Below are 15,202 nucleotides of genomic sequence, written 5' to 3'. Positions count from 1 at the left end.
GGATTGATGCTGGCGTACTGGATAATATTTTTCGCGTTCTAAGCCTTGAAGCCGCATTGGAAGAACTTTCGTTAGATGCATCTATCGTTCAGGCGCACCAACATAGTGCAGGTGCAAAAAAAGGGGGCCTTCTAGCGAAATAGGACACAGCCGGGGCGGAGCCAGTACAAAAATACACGCCATTGTGGATGCTTATGGAAATCCAGTGTATTTCATGATCAGTGAAGGACAACGCAACGATATTAATTTCGCGATTCCCTTATTGAAACATGTAAATTTAAAAGGAAGTAACATACTTGCTGATCGTGGATATGACAGTGATAAACTGATTGACTATATCTATGAGCAAGGTGGTGAACCAACAATTCCATCAAGAAAGGGAGCAAAGTTTGAACGTCATTGCGATTGGTGGCTATATAAAGAGCGGCATCTGATAGAAAAACTCTTTTTAAAGCTAAAGGCATTTCGTAGAATTGCCACCCGCTATGACAAACTTGCATTCACCTATCTGGGATTTTTGTGTATCGCTTCAATATTAATTTGGTTAAAATGACCAATGTGTAGCAATTTTAAAACACGCTCTAGAGCTACAGCGAACAATTTCTTGAATTTGGGTTTCGCTGATTAAGACGCTTTGTAAATGATAGGTAGTGTGCAGAAAGATGGGTGTGGGAAACTGGCATGGACTCCGTCAGCTCTGCTCTACGCTTCCTACGCCCAAACTAGTTTCCCACACCCATCTTTCCGAGATAGCATTCGTTGATACAAAGCTGGGTTTCTCAATTAAACCCAATATATTATCTCCCCGTACATTTATCGCTCTGTGCGTCTTCTAATCTTTCTCAAATCCATTTTTTTTATAAAAGAAGAGAAAAACAAAAATAGAAAGTATAACCTCTGCCAGCATTTTAATAATTTCTGAGAATACGGGGATGAAAATAAATATTATCAGTACTGGAGTCATAAGCGTTCCAGCACTGATCTTTTCTTAGAAAAAATACAATAACTTGCTGCGATATAAATGGTTAAACCTGTTATCATGGAGATCTGCAGCCCTAATATTGGAGGTGCAGACTCCTATATTACAAAAGAACTGGAGAAATATATCTATACAACATTTGTGAAAGAGATTTGAGGAGAAAAGAATGTTCATCCACAAGTATATGAACTTTTATAAAATACCTATATAAAACATAGACAAAAAGTCTATAATGATTTACAATATTAGAAAAAAATGTAAATTATATTGGAGGAATTTATTATGTCAAGAGGTCAAAGAAAAACAACTGACGATCAAATCGCAGTTTTGGATGAACAAATTGCAAAAGTGCAATCAAAATTGGATGCTTTGTTAGAGCAGAGAAAAGGATTAGAGCAGAAGAAAAGAGAAGATGCCCTGGGCCAGCTCTATGATATGATTCAGGAGAGAGGAAAGACAATTGATGATATTATGTCTATCATCACAACAGAAAATATTAATATAAATGACCTTTAATTTTCGCTGAAAAACCTAGTAAAATCAAGGACTCACAGCACTTACATCAACCACTAAAATACACCGCTTTTAAAAACATCAACAATAACAACCAAAATAAGTGTCGTAAAATTGTCGTAAAAATAATAACAACCTAAAGGAAAAATTGATGATCAGATCGCAGTTTTGGATGAGCAAATTGCAAAAGTTCAGTCAAAAATGGACGTATTATTAGAAGAGAAAAAAGGTTTAGAGCAGAAGAAACGTGAAAAAGCTTTAGGTCAGCTTTACGATATGATTCAGGAAAGCGGAAAATCTATTGAAGATATTATGATGTTGATTACGGATTGATTTTAACTTATATGTGAATAAAATGTAGATAAAAGAGTAGAGATGTACAGTTATATAACTGTATGTCTCTATTTTTTTATTCATGTTATGCTCAAAATAAATGGAGATTACAACCAACTAGTCAAGAATTATGACCAGTTAAGCAAATGATATTGTGTATAGCATACTCTTGTGATATAAATATGATATTACAAAACAAAGTTAAGCCAATATATAATAAAAGGAAAGTAGGTGGATAGTGTTCAACGAGATTGCTTAACTTTCTTGAGAAAGAAACCAAATAATTCAACAGATGAAGGGAGTAAGAGCATATGAGAAAAAAATTTTTTAGAGGAATTATAGTTACATTTTTGTTGGCACTTATGTTATCTGTTAATGTTTTTGCAGAAGAACAAGATGACCTATCATTGAAAAATGAAGCCATCGTATTAGAGGACGAAGATTACAATGGTGGAATCTCTACATACGATTATAGTTATTACGATGTTAATGTGTGGGCATATAAATCAAAAGGGACACCAACTAATGTCTCAAAGGGTGGTTGGATAAAACTGGGGATACCGTTTACTGCCAAATCAAAGGGGGAGCAAGCGACTATAGGAAGCATTTCAGGTTATTCAAGCGAATTATCTGGAAGCGTAAGTGTTACTTTAAAAAAACAGATTGAAATTAAGTTGGGTTACACTTTTACAAAACATAGCGCTTTTTATGTAGGTGCAGTGAGTAAACCTTTGAAAGTAAACCAATCAGCGACAAGATATTATAAAAAATGTTACGAAAAAACGCTGGTGACTCTAAAAGAAGTTAAAAAAACATATAAAAATGGTCAAGTAATACGTCAAAAGGACACAGGAAAAACGAAGACTGTGTATGCTTATAAGGCGGTAGAACCAGATTTCCACTTTACATATTCTAAATAATAGAATTTAGGGACGTGAAAATATTGAAAAAAAAGACTTTATTAATAGTTATAATAGTGGTGGTAATTATTTTGATAATAATTAGTGGATTGTTTTGGAAAGTGGCAAAAAAAGAAGCACTATCAATAACATATGGAGATTGGGAATTCCAAAGAGAAATCACAATAAAGGAAGATGGAGAATCGGCTTTTACAATTGGAGAATACACCTATGATGATTCTAAAAATAAAGGTATTCCATCTTACATTATCTCATCGCTTTCACTTAAATCAATATATGAGATTAATGCAGCTGATGGGTTGAGTATGCATGAATTACCAAGTGGTGCAATTGTAAAATATTATATTCAGCCAGTATACCAACAATCGGAAATTACAATTAAAAATATGTATACACAGAAAAGTTGTATATTATTAGAGCCACTACCACCTAAAATGAAAATGATCTTTACTAATTTAGGAGAACAGAAAGATTTTGAAGAAGTATATGAAGCAGGTGAGGACGGAAAGTACAGATATGCAAACAAATGATAAGCGGTAACAGTAGACGTATATGTTTGTATACCTCTATTTTAATTAATAGAATTATGAAGAAGTAAGGGGCGTAAATGATACGTCCCTATTCTTGTTTGTGAATAGAGCGCTTGCGCACGTGCCCTTTAAATTTCACCTACTCCCCAAATGGTCTCTTTATATCCGAGACACCCAAAAGATAATCCACACTGCAATTATAATGCTCTGCCAATTTTATAGCTGCCCACACCGGAATTTCCCTGATATCTTGCTCATATCGTCTGTAAACCTCTCTTTGACACATTAGCAATTCAGCTATTTGCTCCTGTGTTTCATCATGATCAATTCTAAAATCACCTATTCTTCTAAAGAACATAAATTCACCTCTTGGTTATGCTACCATACAGTGGCATAATATATTCGTAAATGCTGCTATTTGGTTGCAAATGCGCAATAATTAATAACGCTTGGATAATTGGGCTGTTGAGAGTAAATGGTTCGTAGGTTGTTGGTGTGGAACCTTCTTCCAACTGGATATTCGTGTAAGTATTTGTGTAAGTTTCTGTGGAACTGGTGCCAAAAATATTTGCATAAAACTTTATCCGATAGAAGTAACCTGCTTTATTGTTATAGCTGATACTCCTGAAAGAGTTCTATTCTCAAAATTTTTATCAGTTGCTTCATCCAAATTTATTCCAGTATTTTTCCCAGTTTAAACCGAAGACGGCTTATATGTTTTTCCAACTGTCAATCCGTTAAGTTCAAAAAAGATAAGTGAATACATTTTTGGGCTTGTGCAGCTTAATGTGAGTGAGAATGCATCTTTGACGTTATAGGATGATATACCGATGTCATTTCCGACTTTTGGAGTTAACTTAGTTAAATCCAGTAAATTCTTCCCCAGCGTACTCTGCACCTGCTCCGACTTCCCCTGTATTTCTGTAACCCTGACACATCCCTGATCCTGTGCGTGAGTACATTCGATGAGTCCGGTTGTGGTGTCGTGGGTACAGATGTCTTCGTAGGTATGTTCTTCTATATTAAGTATTGTTAATTGATTACTTGCTTTCATTTTTGATTTCTCCTTCCTGTGCCTCGTATTCTTATATAGGCATAAAAATAACAAGGCACTGAAAGACCTTGTTTATCTATTCGACTTCTACGACAAAAGTACATTTACTGTCAATGATAAATATAAAATAAAAGTAAGCCATTGAATATTCATATACGCATATTCAATGGCTTACTTTTGTCCAAAATTTGTATACCATAGGAAAGTCTATTAAAAAGAAGGAAATAAATCTTCAGGTAAGGGGTGGAAAGGTTATCTGAATTGTTTAATTTTGGTGTTAATTCTTAAATAAAAAATAAAGACAGTTGTTAGTAAATATGCTAAAATATTTTTAACATAAAGAAAGAGGGGTATCTTATGGGAATGAGAATTTGTGCATAGCAAAGGCTACTGCACGTAACAGCTAAATATATTGTATATCGTGAGTAATAATAGCCTTTGTTAATCCAAAAAGATTTGAAATCAGTGGAATCAGGAGGATGCAGAATGAGCTATCAAAACTCAATTAATTTATTGCCGAAAGAGCTTTTAGAACAAGTGCAGAAATATGTGGAGGGCAAAGTGATTTATATTCCCAAAAAGAAAGCTAACAAAAAACATTGGGGAGAAAATACAGATACTAAAGAATTGCTGGCTTCCCGCAACCATCAAATGTACTTAGATTTTCAAAATGGAATGAGTGTCCAGCGATTATCAGAGAAATACTTTTTGACAACAAAAAGCATACAAAGGATCATTAAACAGAATAATATATAATTAGAAATGTGCCATGATAACAGTGGCACATTTTTGTTTTAAGAAAGAACGTGAGGTTTTGTATCCATACTTTTACTGATATAATGAAAATAAAAAATCGAATAGGAGGAACAAATAAATGGCCTATTTTAAGTATGGAGATAGGAATATTTTCTATGAAGAAGTTGGTTCAGGCTTCCCATTAATATTGCTGCATGGTAATACCCTATCATCAAAAATGTTTACTCAAATTATTGATTTATACAAAGCGGATTTCAAAGTGATTCTAATCGACTTTTTGGGGCATGGAAACTCTGACAGGCTGGAACAGTTTCCGATCGACTTTTGGTATGACCAAGCCATGCAGGTTGTACAGCTCATAACTCTCAACGACTATGGTAAAGTTAATTTAATTGGTACAAGTGGCGGTGCATTAACTGCGTTAAATGTCGCTTTAGAGCATGAAGAGTTAGTTAACAAAGTGATAGCAGACAGCCTGGAAGGAGAAACCCCCCTTAACGCATGGACAAGTACTATATCTGAGGAACGAAATAAATCGAAAACGCGAGAGTTTGTATGTATGCTTTGGGAATATTGTCATGGCGAGGATTGGGAAAATGTTGTAGATAATGATACAGAAGTTATAATCAGACATGACAGGTTTATTAAAAATTTTTTTCATAAAGATTTAACCCAGCTTAAAGTGCCGGTTATGATGTCTGTCAGTCTTAAAGATGATGAATACGCAGCTATTATGGATATTGAAGAGGTATACCAGAGCATGTTAAGAAAAATACCAGATGGAAAACTGCATTTATTTCCGGATGGTGCGCACCCGTCTATGTTGACAAATGCAAAAGAATTTGCAAGTGTGGCAAAAGTGTTTTTGAAGAATAAATAAAAGTATATCAATATTAAGAAATGAGCCTGAGGAGGAGTCTTTTAACTTTCTCAGGCTTTTGGCGTTTGTGCAGGTGAATCACGGCAGAATAAAGTGATCTGAAAATTAAGTAATAAAGAGGTAATCTGGAGCAACTGTTGTAAAAATATGCACATAGAAAATACATAAGCAAGCATTTATAATAGAAATAATCATTTATGTTGATAGAGCATACTTGAGACATGGCAACGGAACGGTCCTTAAATGTCAGATGAGAAAAAATATTTTTTGATTGAGGAATGGCAATTCGCTTTAAACAAAGGTTTGCAATTGTGTCTTAGCGGCGCAACCTGTACGTTATGAAAATGAGGAACCGAATGTCTTTTTGCTGGACAGATGTAATTATGTGTTAGATAATGGAACATATCATGAAGAGTCCGACATGCTAAGTATTGATAATCGTTTAAGGGAACAGCTGGGATATGAAAAGCGCAGCGAGTTTGTAGCTCAGCCATATGTGGATCAGGAAGCGGATATCAGAGATCATGTACTGCATCTGAAATTCCGGTTTTTCTCAGAAGAAGCTGTGAGTGGGTGCCGTCTGGCACTGGAAGAAGCTGCATATACCCAAGGAGAGCTGAATGGAAATAAAATAGACAGGAATCCAGATGGTTACTATGTAGATGAATGTATTCAGACAATTCCCCTAACGGATGTAAAAGCCGGAGAAAATGAACTGGTACTGCACATGCAATTTGGAAAACGTACAAATCTGGAGTGGATGTATCTACTTGGAGAATTTGGCGTACAGGTTATGGGACCGGAAAAGAAATTGTGTAAGAAACTGAAAACATTATACTTTGGAAATTATGGAGAACAGGGATTTCCGTTCTATACAGGAAATCTTACTTATAAAATGGAAGTAGATAACGGCGGACAAGATATGCTCGTGGGGGTGCCATATTATGCTGGCGCGGCACTCAGAGTATCTTTAAATGGAGTAAAAAAGGGGTACATTGCATTTCTGCCTGATGAAATCTTGATTACCGATGTACCTGTTGGAAAAAATACCCTGGAGATTACTTGTCTGGGAAACCGGTTTAATGGATTTGGACAGGTACATCTGATTGGCGATGATTTAGCATGGGTTGGTGCGGATTCCTGGAGAACTGAAGGCAATTCCTGGGCAGAGGAGTATCAGCTTAAGCCTATGGGAATATTAAGGGCGCCTGTGATCAGAACCAATCGTGCTTGAGTATAAATTGGCAAAACCGGTCAGGTACAAACAGATATTCTTATTACCTATCACAGCGTAAATAAATTGAGTTATGGAAGAATCATAAAGGAGAGTGAGACAATGTTCTTCAACAGAAACACAAAGATTAACTGTTCTAAGGTGGATACGGCTATTTACCATGCCATTGATAACCTCAAAAGAGATATACAGGATGTATTTCTCCCTTCTGATGAACAGTCAGGCGAGGTTATACTGACAGAAAGGCATATGGAAGAGGAACAATTCTATTTAAAGGAAAAGGAAGGAAATCTGGTACTGCAGGCTGGAGATACGCTTGGATTTGTTTATGGAATTTATGAGATCAGCCGTCGTTTCCTTGGTGTGGAAAACTTCTGGTTCTGGAATGAACAGCGCTTGGAACCGAAGCCTTTCATAAATATAGAAGAAGGTTTTGCTTATGCTTCAGAACCTTTCCGGGTGAAGCTGAGAGGGTGGTTCATCAATGATGAGGTTTTGCTGCAGGGATGGCAGATTGACCGGGATAAAGCAAAGCCATGGGAAATGGTATTCGAAGCACTGCTTCGCCTTGGCGGAAATATGGTAATACCAGGAACAGATAAAAACTCTGGAATTTATTGTCATCTGGCATCTCAAATGGGGCTTTACATTACACATCATCATGCAGAGCCGCTGGGTGCAGAAATGTTTGCAAGACGTTATCCAAATCTGAATCCATCCTATGATGAGTATCCGGAATTGTTTCAGGGGCTTTGGAAGGAAGCAATAGAAAATCAGAGAGGGCAGAAAGTCGTGTGGAATCTCGGCTTTCGAGGTCAGGGGGACTGCCCGTTCTGGGAGCATGATTCCAGGTATGTAACAGAAGCAGAACGGGGGGCTTTAATCAGTTCTTTAATTCGTTTGCAGTACGATCTGGTCAGGGCGGAAGATCCAAAAGCATTGTGTTGTACAAATCTCTATGGAGAAACCATGGAACTTTATCAGAAAGGTTTTATGAATATGCCAACAGACGTGATTAAAATCTGGGCTGATAACGGCTATGGAAAAATGGTATCCAGACGTCAGAATAATCATAACCCGCGTATAATGGCTTTACCGGATAATCCGGGAAAGCTGACAGGATGCCATGGAATCTATTATCATGCATCTTTTTACGATCTGCAGGCAGCAAATCATATGACAATGTTTGTGAATTCCATGGAATTTGTAAAAAAAGAACTTCAGCAGGCTTTGGACCGTGGTGTGGATGATTACTGGATTATTAATTGCTCGAATGTGAAACCTCATACATATGTGCTGGATTTTCTGGCTGCTATGTGGAAGTACGGAAAAACAGAGGCTGCTGATCACCGGCATGAATATGTGAAAAAATATTACTGTCAGTCAGCAGAAAATTTGGAAATTGAAGAACGTATCCGGGAGTATGCAGAATATGCCCTGCCATACGGAGATCAGGAGGATGAACATGCGGGAGAGCAATTCGCCAATTACACAACCCGTATGCTTGTAAGCCAATGGATGAAAAACACCGGAAATCCCGTGGATGAACTTAGATGGGCAGTAAAAGCAGATTCCCTGCAACAACAGATGAACTGGTATGAAAGACTGTGTAAAAAAGCAAGGATTTCTTATGGGGAATATCTGGAAAAATGCCAGGTCACGCGTATGAAGCTGTCGGGACATGCCAGAACATTCTTTGAACATACTATTCTTTTACAGGCTGAGATTTATTTTTATTGTTATGAGGGGGGAGTAAATGTCTGCCAGGCATTTTCCGAGTCGGAGAAAGGAAACTATGCAAAGGCTTTTTATCTGACGGGGAAGGCAAGGGACAGTTACCGTATGGCGAATGACAGTATGCGAATTACGGAAAGTGGAAAATGGAATGGATTTTATGAGAATGACTGTTTGACTGATATGAAACAAACTGCCTGGGTGCTGGATATGCTCATGAGTCATTTGAGAAATCTTGGTGATGGGCCGCATTTTTATCAATGGCAAAGAGAATTTTTATATCCGGAATCGGACAGGCGCGTATGCCTTGTTACAAATATGGAAAATCATATGCAGAATGAGGAAATATACGGGTTGATGCAGGAAAAATGGGGATAATGTAATACTTTGTATTTCAGGTAAGTCCCGGAAAAGTTGTATTGTTTAATAGGAGGATGAAGTATGGCACTTATACAAGTAAATTTTATGTCACAATGTCTGATGCGGACGGTAACGATTAATGCAGTTATACCCTTTGATAAGATCTATATGCCCGGAGAGGCGCCAGGGGAGAAAAAGCCTTTTCAGACTTTATATCTGCTCCATGGTATTTTTGGGAGTTATACAGACTGGATCAGCGGAACCTGTATACAGCGTTGGGCGGAAGAAAAGAATCTGGCAGTGATTATGCCATCTGGTGAGAATCATTTTTATGTGGATTGCAAGGCAAATGGAGAACGTTTCGGAGAGTTTATCGGAAGAGAACTTCCGGAAAAAATGAGAGAATTATTTCCGCTCTCATCCAGAAGAGAGGACACTTTTATTGGCGGACTGTCGATGGGAGGCTATGGGGCAATTATCAATGGTTTGAAATACCACAGTACATTTGGAAGGATAGCCGGATTGTCAAGTGCACTTATTTTTGATGATATATGTAATGATAAGCAGGATTTGGCACAGACGGTTTTCGGTAAGAATTTTTACCGGACAGTATTTGGAGAGCAAGAGCAGCGAGAAGGCAGTGACGGTGATTACTTTGCACTTGCAGAGCGGGCTGCAGTATCAGGAATTGATATACCGGAAGTGTATCTGTGCTGTGGAACGGAAGATTTTCTGCGGGCAAAGAATCAGGAATTTGCAGAGTTTCTGAAAATAAAGGGAATTACCTGCTGTTATGAAGAGGGACCGGGAGGCCATGAGTGGGATTTTTGGAATCGGTATATTAAAAAAGTCCTGGACTGGCTGCCTCTTGATAAGGAGAACGGTGGAGTAAACAGTGGAAATGTCGGAATACAATAGATAACTGTAAAATGATAATTATCATGAAGTCGGGTAGATTTAGCACGGTGAGGTGTTATCACTGCCCGACTACTTTTGTGCCTGGTAATTATCCTTCAATTCAGCATCGAAGAGATTCAAAACAAATCATAAAAGTGTACAAAGATGAGTGATTTTTATAAATACATAAACTTTTCAAGTAGGTTATAATGATAATAATTGAGTTTCATTTTCCCACTTCTAATATATTTTCTTTCGTCTTGGAAATAGTCAGGAAATCATTTGAAAACATAAAAAATAACATATTCTGATAAAAATTCAAACAAAAATCATAAAATACTCCGTATCATATATAATAAGAGAGTGATATTATTTAAATAAGATAAATATAAACTCTGTGTTGTATCTATCTGGAAAACTATTATAAAGAGAGGGATAGTCTTATGGAGGAAAAAAGGACAAAAGGATTCAAAAAAAAGGCAAAAAGAGTTTTGAGTTTTGCATTGGCTTTCTGTGTCATGGCGACTGGTGTGCCGGCTACAGCATTTGCGCAGACAGAGGAAAAAGCGGTGTCCGGTCTGATAGCTCATTATGATTTTAAAGAGCTGTCTGACAATGTGCCAAATGGTACTACAATTAAAGATGTATCAGGCAGTAATCATGATGCTGTAGCCAGAGGTAACAAGCTGACAGCAAAAGACAGTATTCTGGCATTTCCGGGAGGAAATTATGGAAGTGGGGCAGGTTATGTTGAACTGCCGAGAGGATTGTTTGATGGTCAGGATACCCTGACAGTTTCATTATGGCTGCAGAATAAAACAGGTGCAGGAAATTATGGGGGGTTTTATTTTGGAACAGAGGCAAATAGTGTTAATAAGGACATGCCGACCCAGTATTTTATTTTGGATCCCATGAATCCGAAGGGAGTCATGAAGGCAGTTATGACAAATTCTTATAATGCATCTGCGCCTTTTAGTACGGAAATCGGTCTGGGAGCTTCCGGCAATCCATCTGATGGACCGGCTACCAGCAGTGACTGGGAGCTTTATTCCATTGTTATTACACCGGATAATATCACAGGATACTTAAACGGAGTAAAATATAAAACATATCCGTTGAATCTGACTGTTTCCGATTTTGGATCAAATCTGGTATCTTACATTGGTAAGTCGCCATATAAAGATATGTTTTATAAAGGTGGAGTTAAAGACCTGCGAATATATAATACGGCACTTTCGGAGCAGGAAATTGCGGATCTCTACTACGGAGGTACTTCATCAGGAGATTTATTGAATAGAGCAAAGAAAGAACTGACAATACCTGAGATCAGGAATGGTAAGGTGAATTGTTCCTTTGTTGAAAAGATAACGCTCACGGATACCCTTTTAGATGGCAGCGTAAAAGTAGAATGGGAAAGTGATCGTACGGACATTATTGCGGCAGATGGTACGGTAATAAACCCGGCAGAAACAACTACGGTACATCTGACAGCAAGATTGACCAGCGGATCCGAAAGTGATGCAAAAAACTTTGATATCACGGTCATTCCAAATGGAGATACCGTTTATTCTATGGTTGTGGATCCATACGATCAGGGAGCGGATATCAGCCAGCAGATGATTGGATTATTCTTTGAGGATATCAATAGTGCAGCAGACGGTGGACTGTATCCGGAAATGGTAAAGAATTATTCTTTTGAAAATTATTTCAATACAATCAGTATATCCGAACCTGGAAGAGGAAATCAGTACTCTTGGAAATTACACTGGGTCAGCGATGCGGATAACCGTTTCGTAGTATCCCAGAATGGCGGATTAAACGATAAGAATACAAATTATGCACAGATTACCGGAAACATGATTCTGCAAAATGGCGGGTTTGCTCCAATGAATAACCCGAATTCTGCTGCAATGCCAATGGTGAAGGGGGAACCCTTCGACTTTTCTGTCTGGACTAAGGCTGATAGTGATTATGCCGGAACGTTGAAGGTAAAAGTAATCAGTGAAACAGGCAAAGATCTGACAGAGGAAGCAGTTATTGATCTGGTAAACGATGGAACATGGCATAAAGCAACGGCAACTCTGGAATCAAAGAAGACCCAGAAAGGCAAGCTGGTTCTTTCTATCAGCGGTGCAGAAGACAGAGCTGTGCTGAATATGGATATGGTTTCTTTAAGTCCGCAGAATACCTATGGATATGGTGATACCAACTATGCATATGGAAAAGGAATCAGAAAAGATCTGGTTGAAAAGCTACAGGGGTTGAATCCAAGTTTCATCCGATTCCCGGGAGGCTGCATCATTGAGGGAAATGCGGGCAGAGAGAGTTACTATAACTGGGAGAATTCCATTGGGCCTTTAGAGGAAAGGAAAGCAATTGGAAACCAGTGGGCAAGTGACAATGGCTCTTACACCAATACATATGGGTATATGCAGTCCTATGGATTTGGTTACCACGAAATTTTGAAATTATGTGAAGATTTAGGGGCAGAACCATTTCCAATTTTAAGTGCAGGTGTCTTCTGTCAGTTCGCAAATGGGGATAATGCACCGGCGGCACAAGGAGAAGAACTGGATAAATTTGCACAGCATGCGACAAATTTAATTGACTACTGCTGGGGAAGCGTATCGAGCAGTGATCCTACGCAGCGCGAGTGGGCAGAAAAAAGAGCAGAAAATGGACATGAAGATACATTTAATTTAAACTACATCGGGATCGGAAATGAAAATTGGAAAGAAAAATACCTCAATAATTTTGAGTACATTAAAAACTATGTGGAAAGTTATGTTAGTGCCAACTATCCGGACAGAAAGATTACCATAATTTCTTCTTCCGGTCCGGCTGCAGAAGATGAGAGTTATCGTTTTGCGTGGGATTGGCTTAATGAAAAAAATCCGGGAGAAACCCTGGTAGATGAGCACTATTATCAGTCGAAGGAATTCATGCTGAATTCTGACGACCGTTACGACTACTATGCCAGAAAAGAAAATGGAGGAAGTGACGTATTCCTTGGAGAGTATGCAACTCATCTTCAGGACAACCGCAATAATAATTTAGAATCTGCTATTTGTGATGCAGCGTATATGACCGGTATTGAAAGAAATGGAGATATTGTCCGCCATGCATCTTATGCACCATTGTTTGAAAAAATCGGAAGCACTAACTGGTCACAGAATATGATACATTTTGATGAATATGACAGTTTTGCAACACCGAACTATTATACACAGCAGATGTTTGCACAAAATTATGGTACCCAAGTGGTCAATACCACACTTGAAAAGCAGGGCGAAAATTATTCTCAGAATACAGGAAGCCCAATTATTGGAACCTGGTTATCGGAAGGCTATGTATCTCATGTAAAAGTAACCAGGGAAGATGGTAAGGTATTGCTGGACGATAACTTTACTGCAAACGGGGCAGCAGGGATGACCTGGAAGGCAGTACCGGGATCTACCGGCAGCTTTAATATCGCAAATGGGAAGATGTCATTTTCACAGGGAAGCGGTATGAATGCAGTATGGATTCCACAGGCGATTAATAATCCGGAGTGGTACGATTATGTAGTGGAAGCAACCGTAGTGAAAACTGCCGGAAGAGAAGGATTCCTGGTAGGGGCAGGAGCAAAAGATACCGAGAATTATTTCTGGTACAATATTGGCGGCTGGGATAATAAAATGACGGCTGTTGAGCGTGCAAGAAGCGGACGTGGAAAGGTAGTTATTGGCAATAGTTTTTATGGAGATTTTACTCCGGTTCTTGTAAATGATGAAATGAAAGTTACCTTTAATTATGGTGTAAACGGTAAAATAGAAGCCGGGTATGTATCAGATACAGTGGATAAATCCAATGATTTTTCTGGGAATTTAAAACCATATCAAAATGACATTTACCAGGTTTGTTCCAAAGATGATGAGTACATATATCTGAAATTGGTAAATCATGACAACGTTGATAAGGATATCACCCTTACTTATCCATGCCAATTAGCATCTGATCAGGCGGAGATAATCTGTCTGAGCGGAGAAGCTGGTGGAGAAAACAGAATTGGTGATGAGTGGATTAAACCGGTTGAAACTACACAGAGTATTGTAAATTCACAGATAAAATATCTGGTTCCGGCTATGTCTTTTTCTGTAATCAAGGTACCATACCAAAAAGAAATTAAAGTAAGTGATATTTCCTTAGACAGACAGAGTGCAGTTATGGAAATCGGTGAGAGTATTACCTTAAATGCGCAGGTTTCACCGGAGGATGCAACAGATCCGAGTGTGGAATGGATCAGCAGCAAACCGGATATTGCTGCGGTAGAAAATGGAACAGTAAAAGCCTTAAAGGCAGGAGAAGCAATGATTACGGTAAAAGCCGGCGAAAAATCAGCCTCATGTGCAATAACAGTAAAGGCAAAAACAGTGATACCGCCAACACCAAAACCAGACCCGAAGCCAACGCCCAAACCGGACCCAAAACCAGTTCCAAAGCCGGATGTAAAACCGGTTACGAAATCGAAGATAAAATTAAATGCAGCTTCAATCCCTTTGCGTATCAAACAAACAACAAGTGCTGTTAAAATAAAATCTTCTTCAATCAAAGGAGATAAGTTAAAATCAGCAAAGAGCAGCGATAAAAAAATAGCCAGTGTAAAATTGAAAAAAGGCATCCTGCAGATTACCGGAAAGAAAAAAGGTACGGCAACAATCACGGTTACCAGTACAAAGGGTGGAACAGCGAAAGTAAAGGTGCATGTTCAAAAGAAAGAGGTTGCAACCAAGAGTTTAAAAATAAGTAAGAAAGTGAGCCTGAAACGAGGAAAGAGACTGACTTTGAAAGTAACGAGAAATCCAATCACTACCATACAAAAGCTAAAGTGGACATGTTCTGACAGGAAGATTGCTTCTGTCAGCTCCAAAGGTGTGGTAAAAGGGTTAAAGAAAGGAGAAATTACAATCACAGTAAAGAGCAGCAATGGTAAGAGAGCAAAGTGCGTTGTTAAAGTGAGGTAGTCTGATTAG

12 protein-coding genes and 1 pseudogene are annotated in these 15,202 nt (G+C 38.3%); 11 read left to right on the top strand and 2 right to left on the bottom strand.

Annotated elements, in window-relative coordinates; genetic code table 11:
- Positions 1–127: 127 nt before the first annotated feature.
- The 5 genes and pseudogenes from RHS_RS05475 to RHS_RS05460 form a co-directional block, all read left to right on the top strand.
- A pseudogene (locus tag RHS_RS05475) lies at positions 128–553 on the top strand (IS5 family transposase); the annotation flags it as partial.
- Between the two features lie 708 nt (positions 554–1,261).
- Positions 1,262–1,495: a hypothetical protein gene (locus RHS_RS05470; RefSeq protein ID WP_047832554.1), complete on the top strand. Its 234-nt coding sequence runs from the start codon at positions 1,262–1,264 to the stop codon at positions 1,493–1,495.
- Positions 1,496–1,660: 165 nt separating this feature from the next.
- Positions 1,661–1,825 (top strand): hypothetical protein, encoded by a 165-nt coding sequence (locus RHS_RS30235; RefSeq protein WP_156042771.1) that lies wholly within the window; start codon positions 1,661–1,663, stop codon positions 1,823–1,825.
- 311 nt (positions 1,826–2,136) lie between these two features.
- Complete coding sequence (locus tag RHS_RS05465; RefSeq protein WP_047832553.1) at positions 2,137–2,745, top strand: hypothetical protein; 609 nt, start codon at positions 2,137–2,139, stop codon at positions 2,743–2,745.
- A 23-nt stretch (positions 2,746–2,768) separates the two neighbouring features.
- Positions 2,769–3,275: a hypothetical protein gene (locus RHS_RS05460; RefSeq protein ID WP_138002892.1), complete on the top strand. Its 507-nt coding sequence runs from the start codon at positions 2,769–2,771 to the stop codon at positions 3,273–3,275.
- A gap of 139 nt (positions 3,276–3,414) precedes the next feature.
- Here the strand turns inward: RHS_RS05460 and RHS_RS05455 are convergent, their stop codons facing one another.
- The gene (locus RHS_RS05455) at positions 3,415–3,633 is read right to left on the bottom strand and encodes a helix-turn-helix domain-containing protein (RefSeq protein ID WP_047832552.1); all 219 of its coding nucleotides are present in this window, start codon (positions 3,631–3,633) and stop codon (positions 3,415–3,417) included.
- 336 nt (positions 3,634–3,969) lie between these two features.
- Complete coding sequence (locus tag RHS_RS05450) at positions 3,970–4,329, bottom strand: hypothetical protein (protein WP_027292561.1); 360 nt, start codon at positions 4,327–4,329, stop codon at positions 3,970–3,972.
- 486 nt (positions 4,330–4,815) lie between these two features.
- Here RHS_RS05450 and RHS_RS05445 point away from each other — a divergent pair, with 486 nt between their 5' ends.
- The 6 genes from RHS_RS05445 to RHS_RS05420 all read left to right on the top strand — a co-directional run bounded on the left by RHS_RS05445 (position 4,816) and on the right by RHS_RS05420 (position 15,193).
- The gene (locus tag RHS_RS05445; protein WP_044296470.1) at positions 4,816–5,085 is read left to right on the top strand and encodes a CD3324 family protein; all 270 of its coding nucleotides are present in this window, start codon (positions 4,816–4,818) and stop codon (positions 5,083–5,085) included.
- 118 nt (positions 5,086–5,203) lie between these two features.
- Entirely contained in the window at positions 5,204–5,965 is a 762-nt protein-coding gene (locus RHS_RS05440) for an alpha/beta fold hydrolase (RefSeq protein WP_047832551.1), read from the top strand.
- Between the two features lie 421 nt (positions 5,966–6,386).
- Positions 6,387–7,199, top strand: coding sequence for a hypothetical protein (locus RHS_RS05435; RefSeq protein ID WP_156042773.1), 813 nt, complete (start codon positions 6,387–6,389; stop codon positions 7,197–7,199).
- A 102-nt stretch (positions 7,200–7,301) separates the two neighbouring features.
- Positions 7,302–9,311: a glycosyl hydrolase 115 family protein gene (locus RHS_RS05430; protein WP_047832550.1), complete on the top strand. Its 2,010-nt coding sequence runs from the start codon at positions 7,302–7,304 to the stop codon at positions 9,309–9,311.
- 63 nt (positions 9,312–9,374) lie between these two features.
- Positions 9,375–10,211 (top strand): alpha/beta hydrolase-fold protein, encoded by an 837-nt coding sequence (locus RHS_RS05425; RefSeq protein WP_047832549.1) that lies wholly within the window; start codon positions 9,375–9,377, stop codon positions 10,209–10,211.
- 422 nt (positions 10,212–10,633) lie between these two features.
- The gene (locus RHS_RS05420) at positions 10,634–15,193 is read left to right on the top strand and encodes an alpha-L-arabinofuranosidase C-terminal domain-containing protein (protein WP_047832548.1); all 4,560 of its coding nucleotides are present in this window, start codon (positions 10,634–10,636) and stop codon (positions 15,191–15,193) included.
- The last annotated feature ends 9 nt before the right edge of the window (positions 15,194–15,202 follow it).

It is taken from the genome of Robinsoniella sp. RHS (genome assembly GCF_001029355.1).
In the GTDB taxonomy this organism is placed as follows: domain Bacteria; phylum Bacillota; class Clostridia; order Lachnospirales; family Lachnospiraceae; genus Robinsoniella; species Robinsoniella peoriensis.
The sequence above is the reverse complement of the archived record's forward strand: the minus strand, read 5'-3'. Positions and strand labels throughout refer to the sequence as shown.